Annotated in this window: 17 protein-coding genes; 10 read left to right on the top strand and 7 right to left on the bottom strand. The window is 76.3% G+C overall.

From position 1 onward, the window contains the following. Positions 1 to 53: 53 nt before the first annotated feature. Positions 54 to 185, top strand: coding sequence for a hypothetical protein (locus OSB71_RS20345; RefSeq protein ID WP_416237300.1), 132 nt, complete (start codon positions 54 to 56; stop codon positions 183 to 185). Between the two features lie 212 nt (positions 186 to 397). Here the strand turns inward: OSB71_RS20345 and OSB71_RS20340 are convergent, their stop codons facing one another. Continuing rightward, positions 398 to 574, bottom strand: a complete 177-nt coding sequence (locus tag OSB71_RS20340) for a hypothetical protein (protein ID WP_265950054.1) — start codon at positions 572 to 574, stop codon at positions 398 to 400. Positions 575 to 656: 82 nt separating this feature from the next. Beyond that, entirely contained in the window at positions 657 to 1,685 is a 1,029-nt protein-coding gene (locus tag OSB71_RS20335) for an SGNH/GDSL hydrolase family protein (protein WP_265950052.1), read from the bottom strand. Between the two features lie 216 nt (positions 1,686 to 1,901). Between OSB71_RS20335 and OSB71_RS20330 the strand changes: the two genes are divergently transcribed. After that, positions 1,902 to 3,287 carry a cystathionine beta-synthase gene (locus tag OSB71_RS20330; protein WP_265950051.1) on the top strand — a complete coding sequence of 462 codons (1,386 nt, stop codon included), beginning with the start codon at positions 1,902 to 1,904 and terminating at the stop codon, positions 3,285 to 3,287. A gap of 304 nt (positions 3,288 to 3,591) precedes the next feature. On the opposite strand, the gene OSB71_RS20325 is transcribed toward OSB71_RS20330, so the two are convergent. Next, entirely contained in the window at positions 3,592 to 4,008 is a 417-nt protein-coding gene (locus OSB71_RS20325; protein WP_265950049.1) for a hypothetical protein, read from the bottom strand. 124 nt (positions 4,009 to 4,132) lie between these two features. Between OSB71_RS20325 and OSB71_RS20320 the strand changes: the two genes are divergently transcribed. Further along, positions 4,133 to 4,978 (top strand): MurR/RpiR family transcriptional regulator, encoded by an 846-nt coding sequence (locus OSB71_RS20320; RefSeq protein ID WP_265950098.1) that lies wholly within the window; start codon positions 4,133 to 4,135, stop codon positions 4,976 to 4,978. A gap of 14 nt (positions 4,979 to 4,992) precedes the next feature. On the opposite strand, the gene OSB71_RS20315 is transcribed toward OSB71_RS20320, so the two are convergent. Beyond that, the gene (locus tag OSB71_RS20315) at positions 4,993 to 5,310 is read right to left on the bottom strand and encodes a hypothetical protein (protein ID WP_265950047.1); all 318 of its coding nucleotides are present in this window, start codon (positions 5,308 to 5,310) and stop codon (positions 4,993 to 4,995) included. A gap of 115 nt (positions 5,311 to 5,425) precedes the next feature. On the opposite strand from OSB71_RS20315, the gene OSB71_RS20310 reads away from it, so the two are divergent. After that, a complete protein-coding gene (locus OSB71_RS20310; RefSeq protein WP_265950046.1) occupies positions 5,426 to 5,659 on the top strand; it encodes a DUF4287 domain-containing protein in 234 nt (77 codons plus the stop codon). A gap of 113 nt (positions 5,660 to 5,772) precedes the next feature. On the opposite strand, the gene OSB71_RS20305 is transcribed toward OSB71_RS20310, so the two are convergent. The 3 genes from OSB71_RS20305 to OSB71_RS20295 form a co-directional block, all read right to left on the bottom strand. Continuing rightward, positions 5,773 to 7,299, bottom strand: a complete 1,527-nt coding sequence (locus OSB71_RS20305; protein ID WP_265950044.1) for an ABC transporter substrate-binding protein — start codon at positions 7,297 to 7,299, stop codon at positions 5,773 to 5,775. A gap of 103 nt (positions 7,300 to 7,402) precedes the next feature. Beyond that, positions 7,403 to 9,382, bottom strand: coding sequence for an amino acid adenylation domain-containing protein (locus OSB71_RS20300; protein WP_265950042.1), 1,980 nt, complete (start codon positions 9,380 to 9,382; stop codon positions 7,403 to 7,405). Positions 9,383 to 9,592: 210 nt separating this feature from the next. After that, the gene (locus tag OSB71_RS20295; RefSeq protein ID WP_265950040.1) at positions 9,593 to 10,444 is read right to left on the bottom strand and encodes a Bax inhibitor-1/YccA family protein; all 852 of its coding nucleotides are present in this window, start codon (positions 10,442 to 10,444) and stop codon (positions 9,593 to 9,595) included. Between the two features lie 249 nt (positions 10,445 to 10,693). Here OSB71_RS20295 and OSB71_RS20290 point away from each other — a divergent pair, with 249 nt between their 5' ends. The 6 genes from OSB71_RS20290 to hutI all read left to right on the top strand — a co-directional run bounded on the left by OSB71_RS20290 (position 10,694) and on the right by hutI (position 19,639). Beyond that, complete coding sequence (locus tag OSB71_RS20290) at positions 10,694 to 11,914, top strand: acetyl-CoA C-acetyltransferase (RefSeq protein WP_265950039.1); 1,221 nt, start codon at positions 10,694 to 10,696, stop codon at positions 11,912 to 11,914. Between the two features lie 319 nt (positions 11,915 to 12,233). Then, a complete protein-coding gene (locus OSB71_RS20285; protein ID WP_265950037.1) occupies positions 12,234 to 13,376 on the top strand; it encodes a hypothetical protein in 1,143 nt (380 codons plus the stop codon). Positions 13,377 to 13,879: 503 nt separating this feature from the next. Then, the gene (gene hutU / locus OSB71_RS20280) at positions 13,880 to 15,574 is read left to right on the top strand and encodes a urocanate hydratase (protein ID WP_265950035.1); all 1,695 of its coding nucleotides are present in this window, start codon (positions 13,880 to 13,882) and stop codon (positions 15,572 to 15,574) included. Positions 15,575 to 15,585: 11 nt separating this feature from the next. Beyond that, complete coding sequence (locus OSB71_RS20275; protein ID WP_265950096.1) at positions 15,586 to 16,773, top strand: allantoate amidohydrolase; 1,188 nt, start codon at positions 15,586 to 15,588, stop codon at positions 16,771 to 16,773. 248 nt (positions 16,774 to 17,021) lie between these two features. Next, positions 17,022 to 18,362 (top strand): formimidoylglutamate deiminase, encoded by a 1,341-nt coding sequence (locus tag OSB71_RS20270; RefSeq protein WP_265950033.1) that lies wholly within the window; start codon positions 17,022 to 17,024, stop codon positions 18,360 to 18,362. A 98-nt stretch (positions 18,363 to 18,460) separates the two neighbouring features. Beyond that, on the top strand, positions 18,461 to 19,639 hold the full coding sequence (gene hutI, locus OSB71_RS20265; protein ID WP_265950031.1) for an imidazolonepropionase: 1,179 nt from the start codon (positions 18,461 to 18,463) through the stop codon (positions 19,637 to 19,639). Positions 19,640 to 19,709: the final 70 nt, after the last annotated feature.

The raw sequence follows: 19,709 nt of genomic DNA, 5'->3' as shown, positions 1-19,709 counted from the left end.
CCCGCGAGTGGACCATCGGAGTGTGCTGGCGCTGTGACGCGGAAAAGGTGCCCGTGCTGTGGCTCGGTCCCGTGCAGAGCCAGGACCAGGGCGACGCGCCGTTCCTCTGCTGTGAGCCCTGCGTCCGGCGCCTGGAGGCGCTGGTGCACGCCCATCACGCCCGGCGCGACGCCGCGTCCGCCTGACGACTCCCGGCCGGGCCGTGTCGCCGCGTGTCCGGCCGGGGGCCCCGTCCACCGGAGCCGTGCGACGCGCGGGCGCCTCACCCGCCCCGGTGCTCCCACAGCGCCGGGTCGTCGGCCGCGCGCTGTCGGCCGGCGCGGCGGGTCCGCCGGGCGGCCGGCCGCCGCCCGCGCCGGGCGTGTGCCGTCGGCGGGGCGCGCGGCGCCGGCGCGGGTCAGGCGGCGGCGGCCCACTCGGGGGCGGCGGTGGCCTCGGACCACAGGGCGAGGAGGCGGACGTACTCCTCGGCGCGCCGGGCGTCGGCGGGCTGTTCCATGAGGTCGCGGATGCGGGCGTTGACGTCGGCCGGGGCGGGGCGCACCGGGCCGAGGAGATGGGTCGGCAGGGACATGGGTTCCACCGTAGGCACTCGCACTGACAGGCGAACTTCGCGGGGGGAGTGCGGAGTTCCGGGGTGGGGCGCCGGGTGGGGGTCAGGGGTGGTCGGTGGGCGTGGGGTCCGTGACGGTTGCCGGGGGCGGGGCGGCCGGGGCGGGGTCTTCGGCGGGCAGGCGGCGGCGTCGGCGGCGGCGGATGAGGGCCCACGGACCGCGCGTCGCGGTGACCTCGGTGCCGCCTTCGGACGCCGCGCGGGCGGCCGCGTGGGCGACCGGGAGCAGGCCCTCGCGGCGGGCGGCGTCCGGGCGCTCGCGCGGCCACAGGTCGAGCGCCCCGCACACGGTGGGCAGCACGGCCATCGCGGCGGTCGCGTAGCCCTCGGCCGAGGGGTGGTAGCGGTCGGGGCCGAACAGCTCCTGGGGGTTGGCCGCGAACTCCGGGCCCAGCAGGTCGCCCAGGGACACCGTGCGACCGCCCCGCTCCACCACGGCGATCGTCTGCGCCGCGGCGAGCTGGCGGCTCAGGCGCCGGGCCAGCCAGCGCAGCGGCTGCCCCATCGGTTCGACGGTGCCCAGGTCGGGGCAGGTCCCGACGACGACCTCGCTGCCCGCCGAGCACAGCCGCGTCACCGCGTCCGCCAGGTGCCGCACCGAGTGGGTGAGCGGGACGCGCTCGGTGACGTCGTTGGCCCCGATGATGACCACGGAGACGTCCGGCACCCCGTCCGGGTGCCGGAGCAGCAGCGTCACCTGGCGGTCCAGGTCGTCGGAGCAGGCGCCGGGCAGGCCGGCGTTGCGCAGCCGCACCGGACGCTCGGCCACGGCGGCGAGCCCGGAGGCGACGAGCGCCCCGGGCGTGAGCCGGGCGCGGTGCACCCCTTGTCCGGCCGCGGTGGAGTCGCCGAGGAACGCCAGCCGCAGCGGCGGCCCGTCCCGGAGCGCGAAGGCGGCCCCGTACAGCCCGTCCGCGCGCGGCGGCAGCTCCTCGGAGCGGCCGACCCGGCGCCGGGTGAACCGTGCCTCGGCCACCACCAGCCCGATCGCCGCCCCGCTGAGCAGCCCGATCCCGCTGCCGCCGTACGCCGCGGCCGCCGCGACGCGTCGCGCCACCCTCACCCTCGACATGCGCCGCCCGCCTTCCGTCTCGGCCCGCTCGACGACGCCCCGGGCGGTGCCCGGCCCCGCCCGGCCCCGCTCGGGGCCGCACCCGCGTCTTACAGGGGTGTTGCCCACCGTGGTCGCTCGCGCAACACCGCGCAACGCCCCCGGTCGGCCGGGTCGCGCAATAGGCTGCTGGGTGGGACCGCGACCGCGGCCACCCCTTCAGACGCGGAGACCACAGTGCAGTATCACGAGTCGATGATCGAGCTTGTCGGCAACACCCCGCTGCTCAAGCTGAACAACGTCACCTCCCCGACCGGCGCCACCGTCCTGGCGAAGGTGGAGTACTTCAACCCCGGCGGCTCGGTGAAGGACCGCATCGCCGTGCGCATGATCGAGGCGGCCGAGCGGTCCGGCGAGCTGCGCCCCGGCGGGGTGATCGTCGAGCCCACCTCGGGCAACACCGGCGTGGGCCTGGCGATCGTCGCGCAGCAGAAGGGGTACCGCTGCATCTTCGTGTGCCCGGACAAGGTGTCCACGGACAAGATCAACGTGCTGCGGGCCTACGGGGCGGAGGTCGTCGTCTGCCCCACGGCCGTCGACCCCGGCCACCCGGACTCCTACTACAACGTCTCCGACCGCCTGGTGCGCGAGACGCCCGGGGCGTGGAAGCCGGACCAGTACAGCAACGCGAACAACCCGCGCTCGCACTACGAGACGACCGGCCCGGAGCTGTGGCGGCAGACCGAGGGCCGCATCACCCACTTCGTGACGGGCATCGGCACCGGCGGCACGATCTCGGGCACCGGGCGCTACCTGAAGGAGATCTCCGAGGGCCGGGTCCGCGTGGTCGGCGCCGACCCCGAGGGCTCGGTGTACTCCGGGGGCTCCGGGCGGCCCTACCTGGTCGAGGGCGTGGGTGAGGACTTCTGGCCCAGCGCCTACGACCGGGAGATCGCCGACGAGATCATCGCCGTCTCGGACAAGGACTCCTTCCAGATGACGCGCCGCCTGGCCAAAGAGGAGGGCCTGCTGGTGGGCGGCTCCTGCGGGATGGCGGTCGTCGCGGCGCTGGAGGTGGCCGAGCGGCTGACGCCGGAGGACGTCGTGGTGGTCCTCCTGCCCGACGGCGGGCGCGGCTACCTGTCGAAGATCTTCAACGACGACTGGATGGCCGACTACGGCTTCCTGGACGAGTCCGAGCCCACCGCCGTACGGGTCGGTGACGTGCTGCGGTACAAGGAGGGCGCGATGCCCTCGCTGGTGCACATGCACCCCGAGGAGAGCGTCGGCGAGGCGATCGAGGTGCTGCGCGAGTACGGCGTCTCGCAGATGCCGATCGTCAAGCCCGGTGCGGGGCACCCGGACGTGATGGCCGCCGAGGTCGTCGGCTCCGTCGTCGAACGCGAGCTGCTGGACGCGCTGTTCACCCAGCGCGCGGCGCTCGGGGACCCGCTGGAGAAGCACATGAGCGACCCGCTGCCGCACGTGGGCTCCGGGGAGCCGGTCGGTGACCTGATGGCCGTCCTGGAGGGGGCCGACGCGGCCATCGTCCTCGTCGACGGCAAGCCCACCGGCGTCGTCAGCCGCCAGGACCTGCTGGCCTTCCTCGCCCGCGGCCAGTAGGCGGCCGGCGGGGGCCCCGGCCCGCCTCACCCACGCCGCCCGCGCCGCCCGCGTCGCGTCGTCCCGCCCGCGCGTGCGTCGCCGGCCCGGCTGTCGATCGGTGGTCACGGGCGGGAAACGGTGAGGTGACACGGGACGGGCAGGGTGGTGTGCGTCGGCGGAGCGGACCGCGGAGCGGCTCCCGGGGTTCGTGGCCGACGGTGCGCGGCCGGTCCCGACCCGGGCCGCGTGGGACGCGGGGACCGGCGCCGGGGCGCGGCGGTCCCCGCGCGGTGCCGCCCGCCCGGCCGGGGCCCGTCCGCGGTCAGCCGCCGGTGCGACGGCCCAGGAGGTGGGCGTGGGCGTACACCGCGTTGACGCCCACGATGCCCAGCCACGTGATCAGCACGGCGGCGGTGCCCACCTGGGTGGCGACGCCGATGAGCGGAATGGCCAGGCCCAGCGAGATGAGCGCGAGGGCCAGCACGGACCCGGCGTTGGGCGGGCCGTCCCAGGGTCGGCCGAAGCGGCGCCCCGACGTGTCGGAGCGGGCCTCGCGGGCGGCGGCCACCTGCTGCTCGGCCAGGCTGCGGCGGACGCGGGTGTCCACCACCTCGTCGAGCCGGCGGTCGAGCTTCTCCAGGAACGCGTCGACCAGGGCGTCGTCGTACTCGGGGCCGAGGTCCTCACGGGTCCGCAGGGTCGCGTCGAGTTCACGCCGGATTTCGGGATCGGGGCTCATGGCAGGACGGTAGGGCCGCGCGGCGGCCCCGGGCACGGGGGACAACCCCCCACTTGCCCGTGTGCATAGGGTCATGCAGAGTCGGTGGCTGCTGAAAGTGCTGAGGAGAGGGCGGGTGGACGCCATGAGCGGTGCGGCGGCGCGGCTGCAGAAGCTGTTCGAGGGGCACCGGCTCACGCCGACGCAGCGGCGCATCGCCCACTGCCTGGTGCGGCGGGCGGACGACGCGCCGTTCCTGTCCAGCGTGGAGCTGGCCGAGCTGGCCGGGGTCAGCCAGCCCTCGGTCACCCGGTTCGCCGTCGCCCTGGGGTTCGACGGGTACCCGGCCCTGCGCCGGCACCTGCGCGAAGCCCCCGCCGAGGCGGGCGCCGACGCCGGGGACGCGGGCGAGCGCGCCGCCAACGCCTACCAGCAGGCGGTGGCGGCCGAGGTCGACAACCTGCGCCTGCTGGCCGCGCAGCTCGCCGACCCGGCACCCGTCGCCGAGGCCGCCCGGGTGCTGGCCGCCTCCCGTCCGCTCCCGGTGCTGGGCCTGCGGGCCGCCGCCGCGCAGGCGCGCGGATTCGCCTACTTCGCCGCCAAGGTGCACCCGGACGTGCGCCTGCTGGACGAGGGCGGCTCCCTGCTCGCCGACCGCCTGGACGGCGCCGTCCGCGCCGGGGCGGGGGCGCTGCTGTGCTTCGCGCTGCCCCGGCACCCCCGCGAGGTGCTGGACGCGCTGGACCTGGCGCGCGGGGCCGGGCTGCGCGTCGTCACGGTCGCGGACAGCGCCTTCGCCCCCGTCGCCCGCCCCGAGGACATCCTGCTGCCCGCCGCCGTCGGCACCGGCCTGGTCTTCGACACGGCGTGCGCGCCGATGCTGCTGGGGCGGGTGCTGCTGGAGGCGATGTGCGACGAGCTGCCGGACGCGCAGGCCCGGCTGGAGGAGTTCGACACCCGCGCCACCGAGCGCGGCCTGTTCCTGCCCTGAGGCGGCCCGCGCGGTCAGGGCAGGGCGCGGGCGGTGGCCGTCACCCGGCGGACGGCGCCGGCCAGGTCCGCGTCGGTGCCGGCGGTGCGCAGGGCTTCGGCGAGGTCGTGTCCGGCGACGGCGAGCTGGTCACCGACGGCGAACATCCCCGCGTCCGGCAGCTCGCGGGGCCCGCGGTCGGGCTCCTCCAGCCGCTGCGCCCGGTCGGCCAGCTCCCGGGCCAGCGCCAGCGCCCCGGCCGCCGCGCCCCGGCGCAGGGTGCTCTGCGGAAGGGCGCGCAGGCGGTCGGCCAGCGCGTCGACGGCGGTCACCAGGGGCATCACATCGCGCACGGCGCAAGCCTATGCTCCGGGTGCCCCCCGGGGGTGGCCGGAGGGCCTGTTGCCAAGGGCGGCGGGCTCGGGCACGGTGTCACGAAGGGCTCAGCGAACGCGTCCGGAGGCGCCGATGTCCCACGCCATCTCTGATGAGACCCACCAGAACCTCCTCTCCCGCATCCCCGAGTGCACCGGCCGCGAGGTCTGCGACTGGATGCGCACCGTCGACGAAGGCCCGTCGTTCTTCCGCTTCGAGGACAAGGTCAACTGGTTGCGCGGGGAGCACCACCTCGCCTACGGCCACGCGAAGGCCCTCATCCACGAGCACGACATCCGCCGCGGGAGGTCGGGCCGCAAGCACTGAACGGGCCGCAGGCATCGAGCGGGCCGCAGGCATCGAGCGGGCCGCAGGCACGGAGCGGGCCGCGGGCCGTTCCGCGCCCCGCCACGGGGGCCGCGGCGCGGAACGGCGCGGTGTCACAGCTTCGGGGTGTCGTAGCGCCGGTGGCCCGTGTCCCGGTCGGGGATCTCCAGGACCGGCACGGGCTTGCCGCCCGGGTCCCCGCCCCGGGAGGTGCTGAAGGACAGGGTGCCGCTGGCCGCGTCCACCGTGTTGTCCTCGTTCAGCAGGAACAGCGCGCGGGCGGTCTGCGCGGCGCTCGGCCGCTGCCCCTCCTCGCCCGAGTAGGTCAGCCGGACGGCGCGCACCGCGGTCAGCACCGCGTCGTGGTGGGCCACGGCGTACCCGTCCGCGAGGGCGGTCGGCACGTCCTCGACCGCGGGCAGCCGCGTGCGGAAGGCCGCCTCGAACGCCGCGTACCCCGCGGGCGCGCCCGCGGCCGGGCCGTCCTCGCCGGTCCACGCCGGGTCGCTGGCGGACGCGTGCACCACCGTGATGTGGTGCTCGCGCAGCCTGGCGACCTCCTCCTCGGGGATCACCGGCCCGGTCTCCACGAACAGCACCGACACCGGGTCGGACAGGCAGGTGCGCACGTGCAGGGCGTCCAGGAAGTGGTGCAGGTCGGTGGTGCGCCCGGAGAAGAGCACCATGTCGGCCTCGGCGCCGCAGAGGTTGCGCACCACCGGGTCGAAGAAGCTGTAGGGCACGTCGGAGGAGACGGTGGTGCCCTGGAACGGCTGCGGGGCGCGGCCGGACAGCTCCTGTGCGAAGGTCCGCTCGAAGCTGTCGGTCAGGGACTTCACGTGCAGGTCGGGCGGGCTCTCGTCGTGCACGAGCAGGGCGGTGCGCAGGTCGTCGCGGGCCCCGACGTAGGCGTGCAGCGCGGCGACGAAGTCCCGGTTGCTCGGGGTGACGCGCACCAGTCCCGGGATGTGCGCGTGGCGCAGCCCCGAGGCGCTGGCCACGGAGGCGATCATCGGGATGTCGGCCTCGGACAGCCGCTCGGCGGCGGCGCGGGTGCCCGCCACGCTGGGGCCCAGGCCCGCGACGGCCACGAGCGGTGTCTCCCCGTGCGTCATGTCGATCAGCTCCTGCACGACCGGCTCCCAGCGCTCGTGTCCGCTGCCGGCGTTGGCCAGGTGGAGCTGGATCTGCGGGGCCGGGTCGCCCAGTTCCCGGGTGTGGTTGGCGCGCATCTGGGCGACGTGGGCCCCTTGCAGGGAGTGGAGTATCTGGGCCGGGCTCTGCGGGCTGTCGGCGTGCGGGGTCAGCGTGCTGAGCAGCGCCACCTTCACGGCGGAGCTCTCCTCCTCGGCCACCCGGTCGTTCTCCACCTTGATGCGCTGCTGGATGGCGCGGAACTGGGCGTGCAGGTCCGGCCCGCCGGGCACGAACGCCGGGCTGCCGTCGGTGACGCCGATGCACTCGCCGCCCCGCTCGACGACCCCCGACCCCGGCCCGTCGCACGCCAGCCGGGGCGGCAGCCACACCAGCGCCGCGATGCCCCCGGCGAGCAGGGCCAGCACCCCGGCCACCACCAGCAGCCGGGTCACCGTGCGCTTCGGGGGTGAGAAGTCCGTGTGGTCCACCGGGGAACCGGTCATCTGCCCTCCCGGGCTTGGTCGGTGCCGTGTGCGGGCGCCCGCACCGCGGCGGACGCCGCCTCCCCCGTCGCCGCCGGCCCGCTCGGCGCCGGGCGCGGCCGCGTCACATCCACCACCGGGCCTGCCGCTCGTGTTCGTCGGCCGCTTCGTGGAGGGCCACGAGGCCGTCGGGGGAGTGCAGGGCGAGCGCGGTCAGGGTGTGGGAGATCTGGGTGTGCAGGAACCCCCGCTCGACGCCGCCCGCCGGGTCGCCGACGACGCGCAGTGCCGCCAGCAGCCGGGCGACGTGGCCTCCGGCGTCGTCCGCCGTGGGCTCGGGCAGGTCCCGCACGAGGTGGCTGAAGTGCGCGTAGGGGTCCATCGCCTGCCGTCGCGGGCTGCCGCAGGGCGCCTCCGCGACCGCGCGCAGCACCTCCAGCCAGTCCCGGCCGGGCATCTGGGGCAGGAGCCGGGCCAGCTCCTGGGCCACCGGCGTCAGCTCGTCCAGGGCGAGCCGGTAGAACAGCGCGCCCGTGTGGTCCTCGTGGTCGCGGCAGTACGCGGAGAGCCTGGTGTGCACCGCGTGCCAGGAGACGGCCGAGCCCGCCGGACGCGCGGCGAGCCGGCGCAGCAGCAGGCGGCGCAGCACGGCGGTGCCGGACCCGCCGGCCGCGGCGTCCCACAGCCGGGCGCGGCGCACCTCGCCGGCCCAGGCCGGGTCCACCAGGTCCTCCTGGTGGCTCAGCCACAGCCCGTCCACCTCGCGGCGGGCGGCGGCCCCGGCGGCGAACGCGGCCACCTGGTTCTCCCACCGCAGCCCCTCGGCCACCGGGGCGTCGGCCGCGAGCAGCCGGCGCAGCAGCCACTCCTCGGCCGGCTCCGCCGGGTCGTCCGCCACCCCGTCGGTGCCGGGGGCGGGGCACTCCAGGAGCCCGGCCACCCCGCCGCGGGCCTCGGGGTGCCGGGCGGCCTGCCGGGCCAGCAGCCCCGCGGCCTCCGGGTGGCCGCCGGTGTAGGTGTGCACCAGCCGCGCCAGCCGGGCGTCGCCGCGGCCGGCCGGGCCGGTCAGCAGGGTGTGGATGTCACCGCGCGTGAGGTCGGGCAGGCGGTAGCGCAGGGCGAGCGGCCCCCCCTCGGCCGGTGCGGCGGGGGAGGCGGGCTGCTCCAGCACGTGTTCCAGGGGCGCGGTGGGCGCGTCGGCCAGCTCCGGCAGCGCGTCGCGCGCGGTGACGACGACCGTCAGCGGCTCGGGGGCGTGCGAGCCGTCCGCCGGGGGCCGGGCGTGGAGCAGGCGGCGCAGGAAGGCGCGTCCGGCGGCGGTGTCGGCGTTGTCCAGCAGGAGCACGGGCGTCTGGAGGGCGTGCACGCGCCGGGGGGCGTCGCGCAGGTCGGCCAGGAACGCCTCGCACAGCAAGCCGTCCACCTGGGCGCGGGCGGCAAAGTGACGCTCGGTGCCCGGTTCCTCGCCGCGGAGCTCGTGCGCGCTGCGGCCGAGGGTGACCAGGGTGTCGACGGCCTGGTCGGTCAGGCCGCGGTCGCGGTGCCCGTACCAGTGCCGCGCCCGGTCGGGGAAGGTGAAGCCGAGCAGGGAGCCGAGCCCCTGGAGGGGCACCTGCACGGTGGCGGAGACGACGCCGGCGGACAGGCCCAGCTCCAGCGGGCTGCCCGCGATGTCCTGGAGGAAGCGCTGGGGCCAGCTTCCGTGCCGGCGCTGCCCGAGCAACTGCACCACGTCCTGCCGGGCCTGCTCGAAGTCGAGGTGGGCGAAGTCCTGCTGGATGACCAGCAGGCCGATGAGCAGCCGGGGGAAACGGAGCCTGCCGTACCGGGGGCGGTGGCTGGCCAGGCCGGCGGCCAGGCCGGAGAGGGTGACGGGCAGGTCCTCGTGGAGCTGGTCGCCCAGGTCCGCGCGGCCGTGCGGGATGTGCGGGGCGAGCTTCTCGGCGAGCACGTCGAGCAGGACGGTCTTCCCACTGCCGTGCGGGCCCTCGAAGACGATCAGCGGGCGCGGCCGCCCGCCCGGTGACGGGTAGTCCGGCTGCATCACCGCGTGGACGGCGCGTACCGCCACGTTGCGTTCGAAAACCGGTCTGCTGTCCGCCACGGTGTTCCCTCCCCCACGACCGAGCGCGCGACACGGCACCCTGCCACACGGGCTGACTCCGCGCCACCTTCCGGGGGCGCTGCGTGACGTTTCGTGACGGAACAGTCATGTGACCGCGCGCCTACGGCGCGGGGCCCGCGAGGTGTACACCTCGCGGGCCCCGCGGTGCGCGTCGGCGGCCGGGCGGCGGGCCCTGGCCGCGACGCCCGGTCAGTCGCTGCTGTTGAGGATCCAGGCCAGGCGCAGGAACTCCAGGTAGATCCAGGCCAGCGTCATGGTCAGGCCGAAGGCGGCCAGCCAGGACTCCTCGCGCGGCGCGCCGTAGGCGATGCCGTCCTCGACCTGCTTGAAGTCCAGGGCGAGGAAGAGCGAGGCGATCAGGATGCCGGCGATGCCCATCAGGATGCCGATGCCGCCGGTGCGGAAGCCCCAGCCGTCCCCCGCGCCGAACAGCGCGAAGCCCAGGTTCACCAGGCACAGCAGGGCGTAGCCCATGCCGGCCGCGATGGCGAACCGGGTGAAGCGGGCGTTGACCCGGATGATCCGCGTCTTGTAGAGGAACAGCACCGCGGCGAAGACCGCCATGGTGCCGAGCACCGCCTGCATGGCCGCGCCGGGCGCGAACTGGTTGACGTAGTTGCTCATCGCGCCGAGGAAGACGCCCTCGAACGCGGCGTACGCCAGGATCAGCGGCGGCGAGGCCTTCGCCTTGAAGGACTGCCACAGGCCGAGGCCGAAGGCGACGAGCGCGGCGAAGATCGCCAGGCCCAGGCCGACGTCGGTGATCCACGCCACCGTGGCCGTCGCCACGACCGTGCCGAGCGTCAGCGCGGTGCGCGAGACGACGTCGTCCATCGTCATGCGGCCGGCCTGCGGCGGGGCGGCGGGCGGGGCGCCCTGCTGCGTCTGCGTGTAGGGGTTGCCAGCCTGCGGCTGGGCGTACGGGTTTCCGGCCTGGGGCTGCGCGTAGGGGTTCCCTGCCTGTGCCTGACCGGCCTGGAAGCCGGCGTGGCCCTCCCGACTGAACCCCCGACGCGAGAAGACCGGGTTGCTGCTCCTCATCTCACTCCTCCATGGCCGCACGGCACGGCTTCTGTGATCAGGGTAATGGTTGAGCAAAAGCCGCACGCTAGTCCACCAGACCAACGCGGGAAAGAGTCGGGATTGTTCCGACTCCGTGATGCCGGGTGCGCGGCCGTACCGCCGTGCGGGGGCCTGCGAGCGGTGTCACACTCCGGGGGGCGTGACCTTGGGTTTACGCACGGGTAGCTTCCCAGGCAGTCCTGCCCCGCCCGTCATCTTGGAGCCGTCATGCCTGAAGCCGTGATCGTTTCTGCCGCCCGTTCGCCGATCGGACGTGCTTTCAAGGGCTCGCTGAAGGACGTCCGCCCCGACGACCTGACCACCGAGATCATCCGGGCGGCGCTGGCCAAGGTGCCGCAGCTCGACCCGCGCGACATCGACGACCTCATGCTCGGCTGCGGCCTGCCCGGTGGCGAGCAGGGCCACAACCTGGGCCGGGTGGTGGCCGTGCAGCTCGGCATGGACCACCTGCCCGGCTGCACCATCACCCGCTACTGCTCCTCCTCCCTGCAGACGACGCGGATGGCCCTGCACGCGATCAGGGCCGGGGAGGGCGACGTGTTCGTCTCGGCCGGCGTCGAGATGGTCTCGCGCAGCGTCAAGGGCACCTCCGACGGCCTGCCCGACACCCACAACCCGCTCTTCGCCGACGCGGAGGCCCGCACGGCCGCCCGCGCCGAGCAGGGCGGCGAGGGCTGGAGCGACCCGCGCGAGAACGGCGAGCTGCCCGACGTCTACATCGCGATGGGCCAGACGGCCGAGAACCTCGCCCGCCAGAAGGGCGTCACCCGGCGCGAGATGGACGAGTTCGGCGTGCGCTCGCAGAACCTCGCCGAGCAGGCCATCGAGAACGGCTTCTGGGAGCGCGAGATCACGCCGGTGACGACCCCGGACGGCACGGTCGTCGGCAAGGACGACGGCCCGCGCTCCGGCGTGACCCTGGAGGGCGTCGAGGGGCTGAAGCCGGTGTTCCGTCCCGACGGCCTGGTGACGGCGGGCAACTGCTGCCCGCTCAACGACGGCGCGGCGGCGCTGGTGATCATGTCCGACACCAAGGCCCGGGAGCTGGGCGTCACGCCGCTGGCGCGGGTGGTCTCCACCGGGGTGTCCGCGCTCTCCCCGGAGATCATGGGCTACGGCCCCGTCGAGGCGAGCCGGCAGGCGCTCGCCCGCGCGGGGATGACGGTCGGGGACATGGACCTGGTGGAGATCAACGAGGCGTTCGCCGCCCAGGTGATCCCCTCCTACCGGGACCTGGGCGTCGACCTGGACCGCCTGAACGTCAACGGCGGCGCCATCGCCGTCGGCCACCCCTTCGGCATGACCGGTGCGCGCATCACCACCACGCTGATCAACTCGCTCCAGACGCACGACAAGCAGTTCGGTCTGGAGACGATGTGCGTGGGCGGCGGCCAGGGCATGGCGATGGTCATCGAGCGGCTGAGCTGACCGGCGCGGCGGCCCCGGCGCGCCGCGCGGGCCGGGGCCGTGCGGTCCCGGCCGGGTCGCGCGGCCCCCGGGGCCCGCGCGGTGCCGGTGGGATCGTGCGCGAAGCGTGCGGTGGTCGAGACCGGGACGAGATCCGAGCGCCCTCAGGATGTGATGTATGTCCTGGGGGCGTAGCCTTTTCGCAGATCACAGCAGCGTTGGCCAAAGCTTGCCCCTGTACAGAGTGTGCGGTTTGTGATGTTTTCCGCTGTGCTTGAACCGTCGGCGCGGTAAAGCTGAGGTAGGAATTCAGGGCCGTAGCCGAGTCTGGAGAACGTCAGTGATCGCCATATCCCTCATCCTGCTGCTGGCCGTCGTGGTCGTCGCGGTGCTGAGCGGGTTCGCCCTGCACACGGTGCGGGGTCTGCGCCGCGAGGTCGCCGGGCTGCGCGGCGACCTCGCGGCGCACGCCGCGGGCGGCGCCGCCGTCCCCGCCTCCCGCCCCGCGCCCGCCCTGGAGGACGTCCGGACGGCGGTGGCGGACGCGCTCACCGCCGAGCGGGAGCGGGAGATGGCCGAGGCGCGGGCGTTCTGGGCCGCGCAGGACGCCCGGGACGACGACGTGTTCGGCACCCCCTACGGCCCCGCCCCCGGTGCGCTCCCCGGCTGCCCGGACCACGAGGTCAGCGCCCTGGACGCCGCGCTGCTCGACGCGCTGCTGGACGAGGTGACGGCCGCGCCGGAGACCGGCCCGGTCCTCCCGCGGCAGCCCGACCGCCGCGCCTCCCCGGCCCCGCCCGCCGACCCGCGGACGGAGGCCCCGGCGGCCCGCGGCCCGGGGGAGCACGGCCCGGGGGAGCGGCCCACGCCCGCGGAGACCGCCGCGCGCCCCGACGCGCCGCCCCCCGCCGAGCCGGAGGCGCTCCGGGAGCCGGAGACGCCCGTCGAGCCGCGGGCACACACCGAGCAGGCGGACGCGGAGCGGGAGGCGCGTGCCGGGTCCGCGGACGCCGGGCCGGAGGCGTCCGCCGAGGCGGAGGCCGCCGCGCGCGCCGCGGCCCGTCGGCGGCACCCCTCCAACCCGCACCACACCCTCTCCGGTGAACCCGTGGCGCCCGGGTCCGCCGAGGGCGCGGCGTTCGTGCCCGCCGCCGGAGCGGAGCCCGGACCCGGTGCCGGGGCCCCCGAGGCCGAGCGCACCGTGGCCCTCCTGGCCGCCGTCGCCGAGGCGGGGACGGAGCTGAGCGACGTGCGCCCGGGCCCGCTGGGCACGCTGGACGTGTACGTCTTCGCCGACGGCACCACCGTCTGCCTCGCCCCCGGTCACCGCGACACGGCCGAGCGGCTGGCCGCGTCCCTGCGCGCGGGCGTCGCCCCCCTCCTGCTGGGCGGCTCCGGCGTCCTCGGCGGGTACGCCCTGACGTTCGCCTGCGGCGACGAGACCGTCTACGTGCTCGCCGACCGCGTCATCGCCTCGCTGTAGGAGCCGACGCCCGCGCGAGACCGCACCGCGCCCCGGCGCCCTCCCCGTCCGGCGCGCGCCCGGGCCGGGTGCGTACCGCCTCCCGCCCGCCGCGTCCTCGGCGCCCTCCCCGCTCGGCCGGCGGTCCGCGCGGCCGGAGGGCCGTACGGCGCCCGTGCTCCGTGCGTATCGGTCGCGGCCCGTCCCGCACCCCGCGCGGTGCATCACGCCGTGCGCCCCGCGCGCCCCCGCCGCCTGCGCCCTGGCACCTGCCCGGCCGCCCCGTCGGCGCATCGCGGACGCCTTCGGTGCGCGCCCCGCGCGCGCCCCGCCTCCGCGCGTGCCTCGGTACGCGTCCGCCTTGGTGTGCGTCCACTCCGGTCCACGGGCGCCCCGCCTCCGCGTCCCGCCGAGTCCGGCCTGCCGTGGGCTCCGTGCGCCCCCGCGCCCTGTTGACTAGAACTATTCACCCCGTACAGTGTGTGAATATCTCGATCCGCGGGCGACACCGGGAGGTAGGGGTCATGGCGGGACAGGACGGACGGGCGGGGCACCAGAGGCCGCGCACCGTACGCGCACCGCGCGGCGGCACGCTGAGCGCGCTCGGCTGGCAGCAGGAGGCCGCACTGCGGATGCTCCAGAACAACCTCGATCCGGAGGTCGCCGAGCACCCGGAGAAGCTCGTCGTCTACGGCGGAACGGGGAAGGCCGCCCGGGACTGGCCGTCGTTCGAGGCCATGGTCCGCACCCTGCGCACGCTCAAGGCCGACGAGACGATGCTCGTGCAGTCCGGCCGCCCCGTCGGCGTGATGACGACCCACGAGTGGGCCCCGCGCGTGCTGCTGGCCAACTCCAACCTCGTCGGCGACTGGGCGAACTGGGAGGAGTTCCGCCGCCTGGAGCACCTGGGCCTGACCATGTACGGCCAGATGACGGCCGGTTCGTGGATCTACATCGGCACGCAGGGCATCCTCCAGGGCACCTACGAGACGTTCGCCGCCGTCGCCGCCAAGCGCTTCGGCGGCTCGCTGGCCGGGACGATCACGCTCACCGCGGGGCTCGGTGGCATGGGCGGCGCCCAGCCGCTGGCGGTCACCATGAACGGCGGGGTGGCCCTGTGCGTCGACTGCGACCCGCGCGCCATCGACCGGCGCATCGAGCACCGCTACCTCGACGAGCGCGCCGACTCCCTGGAACACGCCCTGGAGCTGGCCACCGCCGCCCGGGACCGGCGCGAACCCCTGTCGATCGGCGTGCTCGGCAACGCCGCCGACGTCGTGCCGCGCCTGCTGGAGATGGGCGCGCCCGTCGACATCGTCACCGACCAGACCAGCGCGCACGACCCGCTGGCCTACCTGCCCTCCGGCGTCGACTTCGCCGACATGGCCGCCCACGCCGCCGAGCGGCCCGCCGACTTCACCGCCCGCGCCCGCGAGTCGATGGCCCGGCACGTGGAGGCGATGGTCGGCTTCCAGGACGCGGGCGCCGAGGTCTTCGACTACGGCAACTCCATCCGCGGCGAGGCCCAGCTCGCCGGGTACGGCCGCGCGTTCGACTTCCCCGGCTTCGTCCCCGCCTACATCCGGCCGCTGTTCTGCGAGGGCAAGGGCCCCTTCCGGTGGGCGGCGCTCAGCGGCGACCCGCGCGACATCCACGCCACCGACCGGGCGGTGCTGGACCTCTTCCCGGAGAACGAGTCCCTGGCCCGCTGGATCGAGCTGGCGGGGGAGCGCGTCCACTTCCAGGGGCTGCCCGCCCGTATCTGCTGGCTCGGCTACGGCGAGCGCGAGCGCGCGGGCGAGCGGTTCAACGCCATGGTGGCGAGCGGCGAGCTGTCCGCCCCGGTGGCCATCGGCCGCGACCACCTGGACTGCGGCTCCGTCGCCTCCCCCTACCGGGAGACGGAGGCGATGCTCGACGGCTCCGACGCCATCGCGGACTGGCCGCTGCTGAACGCGATGGTCAACGTCGCCTCGGGCGCGTCGTGGGTCTCCCTCCACCACGGCGGCGGCGTCGGCATGGGCCGCTCCCTCCACGCCGGCCAGGTGACCGTGGCCGACGGCACGCCGCTGGCCGCCGAGAAAATCCACCGGGTGCTGACCAACGACCCGGGCATGGGCGTCATCCGCCACGTCGACGCGGGCTACGAGCGGGCCGACGAGGTCGCCGCCGAGCGCGGCGTGCGCGTGCCGATGCGCGAGCACGGGGAGCGGGCGTGAGCTTCCACCGCATGTGGCGGGAGCTGGCGCCCGTCGGCCGCAGCGCCGAGACCGGCGGGTACCGGCGCTACGCCTGGACCCCGGCCGACGCCGACTGCCGCGCCTGGTTCCAGGCGGAGGCCATGGCGCGCGGCCTGTCCTACGAGACCGACCGCAACGGCAACCAGTGGGCCTGGCTGGGCGACCCGGCCGCGGGGGACGCCGTCGTGACCGGCTCCCACCTGGACTCCGTGCCCGACGGCGGCGCCTTCGACGGCCCCCTGGGCGTCGTCTCGGCCTTCGCCGCGCTCGACGAGCTCAAGGCCCGCGGCGCACGGTGCGCCCGCCCCGTCGCCGTGGTGAACTTCGGGGACGAGGAGGGCGCGCGGTTCGGCCTCGCCTGCACCGGGTCCCGGCTCACCGCCGGCCAGCTCGCCCCGGAGGCGGCCCGGGAGCTGCGGGACGCCGACGGCGTCACCCTCGCGCGGGCGATGGAGCGCGCCGGGTACGACCCGGAGGCCATCGGCCCCGACCCGGAGCGGCTGGCGCGCGTCGGCGCCTTCGTGGAGCTCCACGTCGAGCAGGGCCGGGCGCTGGCCGACACCCCGCACCCGGTCGGCGTCGCCTCCGCGATCTGGCCGCACGGCCGCTGGCGGTTCGACTTCGGCGGCGAGGCCAACCACGCGGGCACCACCCGCATCGCCGACCGCCGCGACCCCATGCTCGCCTACGCCCACACCGTGCTCGCCGCCCGCGAACAGGCCGCGGCGGCCGGCGCGCTGGCCACGTTCGGCAAGGTCGCCGTCGACCCCGGCGGCGTCAACGCCATCGCCTCGCGGGTGCGCGGCTGGCTGGACTCGCGGGCGCCGGACGAGGAGACGCTCGCGCGCGTCGTCACCGCCGTCGAGCGGGCGGCCACCGGGCACGCGCGCGCCGAGGGCGTGGACGTCGGCGTCGTGCGCGAGTCGTTCACCCCGGTGGTGGAGTTCGCGCACCCGCTGCGCGACCGCGTCGCCGCACGGCTCGGCGGCGCCCCCGTGCTGCCGACCGGTGCGGGACATGACGCCGGAATCCTCGCCGCCGCCGTGCCCACGGCCATGCTGTTCGTGCGCAACCCCACGGGCGTCTCGCACTCGCCCGCCGAGCAGGCCACCGAGGACGACTGCCTGGCCGGGGTCGGCGCACTCGCCGACGTACTGGAGGACCTCGCGTGCCGCTGACGGAGACCGGCCCGGACCCCACGACCGCGCAACCCGTCCGCCCCCCGCGGCCGCGCCCGGAACCGCCCCGGGCCGCGACGGCGAGCCGCGGAGCGGCCCCGGAGACGGCCCCGGACCCCGGCACGGCCCCGCACCCGGGCGCCGGAGCGGCGAGGGCCGCGACGGAGGGTCCGGCAGCACCCCCGGACGGCGGCGCGGAGCCGGCCGCGGAGCCGGGGGGTGGGCGTCCCGGCGGGGGCGCGGAGCCGGTGGTCTACTGGGCGGAGCACGCCTGGGTGGAGCACCGGGTGGAGCACGGCGTCGTCCTCGACGTCGCGGACGGCCGCCTGCGCGCCGTCCGCCGGGGTGTGCCCGCCGCGCCGCCCGGCGCCCGCGTGCTGCGCGGCCTGACGCTGCCCGGGCTCGCGAACGCCCACTCGCACGCCTTCCACCGGGCCCTGCGCGGCACCGTGCAGGCCGGCCGCGGCACCTTCTGGACCTGGCGCGACGCGATGTACCGCGTCGCCGACCGGCTCACCCCGGACACCTACTACGCCCTGGCCCGCGCCACCTACGCCGAGATGGCGCTGGCCGGCATCACCTGCGTGGGGGAGTTCCACTACCTCCACCACGCGCCCGGCGGACGGCGCTACGCCGACCCCAACGCGATGGGGCGGGCCCTGATCGCCGCCGCCGCCGACGCCGGGGTGCGGCTGACGCTGCTGGACACCTGCTACCTGTCGGCCGGGTTCGGGCAGCCGCCCACGCGCGCGCAGCAGCGCTTCTCCGACGGCAGCGCCGACGCCTGGGCGGAACGGGCGAGCGCGCTCACCGCCGACGCCACCACCCGCGTCGGCGCCGCCATCCACTCGGTGCGCGCCGTGCCCGCCGAGGAGCTGGCCGCCGTCCACCGGTGGGCGGCGGCCCGGCACGCCCCGCTGCACGTCCACCTCTCCGAGCAGCCCGCCGAGAACCAGGCGTGCCTGGCCGCGCACGGCCGCACGCCCACCGAGCTGCTCGCCGACCACGGCGTGCTCGGCCCGCGGACCGTCGCCGTGCACGCCACCCACCTCACGGAGTCCGACATCGCCGCGCTCGGCGACTCCGGCACCGGCGTGTGCATGTGCCCCACCACCGAACGCGACCTGGCCGACGGCATCGGCCCCGCCGCCGAGCTGGAGCGGGCGGGCAGCCCGCTGAGCCTGGGCAGCGACAGCCACGCCGTCATCGACCTGCTGGAAGAGGCGCGCGCCATGGAGCTGGACGAGCGGCTGCGCACCCGCACGCGCGGGCACTGGACGGCGGCCGGGCTGCTCCGGGCGGCCACGGCCTCCGGCCACACCGCGCTCGGCTGGCCGGAGGCCGGCCGCCTCACGCCGGGCGCACCCGCCGACTTCACCACCGTCGCCCTCGACACCGTGCGCACGGCCGGGCCCGCGCCGCACCGGGCGGCCGAGACCGCCGTCTTCGCGGCCGGGGCCGCCGACGTGCGGCACACCGTCGTCGCCGGCCGCATGGTGGTGCGCGACGGGGCGCACCGCGACGTGCCCGACCCGGCCGCCGCGCTGGCCTCCGCCGTCGCCGCCGTCCTGCCGGGCCCGGCCGACTGACCCGGCCGCCCGGGTCCCCGCACCCGGGCGGCCGACCGCACCGCACCCCCGCGGTGCCCCCGCACCGTCCCCGAAGCGCCCCGAAGCGAAGGAGCCCCGTGGCCGCGACCACCGTCATCCGCAACATCGGCAGCCTGGCCACCGGCGATCCGCAGCTCGGGCCGGGGCCGCTGGGCGTCCTGCGCGACGCCGCCCTCGTCATCGACGGCGAACGGGTCGCCTGGGTCGGCCCCACCGGGCTGGCGCCCGCCGCCGACACCGCGCTCGACGCGGAGGGCCGCGCGGCGCTGCCCGGGTTCGTCGACTCCCACTCCCACCTGGTCTTCGCCGGCGACCGCACCGAGGAGTTCAACGCGCGCATGTCCGGCCGCCCCTACAGCGCGGGCGGCATCCGCACCACGGTCGCCGCCACCCGCGCCGCCTCCGACGCGGAGCTGGCCGCCACCCTCGACCGCCACGTGCGCGAGGCGCTGCGCCAGGGCACCACCACGCTGGAGACGAAGTCCGGGTACGGCCTCACCCCCGAGGAGGAGGCACGGGCGCTGCGGATCGCCGCGACGCGGCTGGAGGAGGTCACCTACCTGGGCGCCCACGTCGCCGCCCCCGAGTACGCGGACGACGTCGCCGGGTACGTCGACCTCGTCACCGGGCCCATGCTCGACGCCTGCGCCCCGCACGCCCGCTGGGTCGACGTCTTCTGCGAGCGCGGTGCCTTCGACGGCGACCAGGCCCGCGCGGTGCTCACCGCGGGCGTGGCGCGCGGCCTGCTCCCGCGCGTGCACGCCAACCAGCTCACCTACGGCCCCGGCGTGCAGCTCGCGGTCGAACTGGGCGCCGCCTCGGCCGACCACTGCACCCACCTCACCGACGCCGACGTGGCCGCGCTCGCCGCGGGCAGCACCGTGGCCACCCTGCTGCCCGGCTGCGAGTTCTCCACCCGGGCGGACTACCCCGACGCGCGCCGCCTGCTCGACGCGGGGGTCACCGTCGCCCTGTCCACCGACTGCAACCCCGGTTCGTCCTTCACCAGCTCCATGCCGTTCTGCGTCGCCGTCGCCGTGCGCGAGATGGGCATGACGCCGGACGAGGCGGTGTGGTCGGCCACCGCCGGCGGCGCGGCGGCGCTGCGCCGCGAGGACGTGGGCCGCCTGCGCCCCGGGGCGCGCGCCGACGTGGTGCTGCTGGACGCGCCCAGCCACGTCCACCTCGCCTACCGGCCCGGCGTGCCGCTCGTCACCGACGTCTGGCGGCGCGGGGAGCGCGTGTGGCACCGATGAGTTCCGCGCGCGGCTCCCGTCGGTACCGCTGACAGGAATCGCACGCACGGCTCCGAGGAGTGGCCATGCC

The organism is Streptomyces marinisediminis (assembly GCF_026262575.1).
In the GTDB taxonomy this organism is placed as follows: domain Bacteria; phylum Actinomycetota; class Actinomycetes; order Streptomycetales; family Streptomycetaceae; genus Streptomyces; species Streptomyces marinisediminis.
Note: the sequence above shows the minus strand (reverse complement) of the source record. Positions and strands in the feature narration are given on the sequence as shown.

Coding starts and splice junctions, on each gene's coding strand:
- OSB71_RS20340 (WP_265950054.1), bottom strand. CDS start 574: ATGTCCCTGCCGACCCATCTCCTCGGCCCGGTGCGCCCCGCCCCGGCC.
- OSB71_RS20310 (WP_265950046.1), top strand. CDS start 5,426: ATGTCCCACGCCATCTCTGATGAGACCCACCAGAACCTCCTCTCCCGC.
- OSB71_RS20305 (WP_265950044.1), bottom strand. CDS start 7,299: ATGACCGGTTCCCCGGTGGACCACACGGACTTCTCACCCCCGAAGCGC.
- OSB71_RS20290 (WP_265950039.1), top strand. CDS start 10,694: ATGCCTGAAGCCGTGATCGTTTCTGCCGCCCGTTCGCCGATCGGACGT.
- OSB71_RS20275 (WP_265950096.1), top strand. CDS start 15,586: ATGTGGCGGGAGCTGGCGCCCGTCGGCCGCAGCGCCGAGACCGGCGGG.
- hutU (WP_265950035.1), top strand. CDS start 13,880: ATGGCGGGACAGGACGGACGGGCGGGGCACCAGAGGCCGCGCACCGTA.
- OSB71_RS20320 (WP_265950098.1), top strand. CDS start 4,133: ATGAGCGGTGCGGCGGCGCGGCTGCAGAAGCTGTTCGAGGGGCACCGG.
- OSB71_RS20325 (WP_265950049.1), bottom strand. CDS start 4,008: ATGAGCCCCGATCCCGAAATCCGGCGTGAACTCGACGCGACCCTGCGG.
- OSB71_RS20295 (WP_265950040.1), bottom strand. CDS start 10,444: ATGAGGAGCAGCAACCCGGTCTTCTCGCGTCGGGGGTTCAGTCGGGAG.
- OSB71_RS20335 (WP_265950052.1), bottom strand. CDS start 1,685: ATGTCGAGGGTGAGGGTGGCGCGACGCGTCGCGGCGGCCGCGGCGTAC.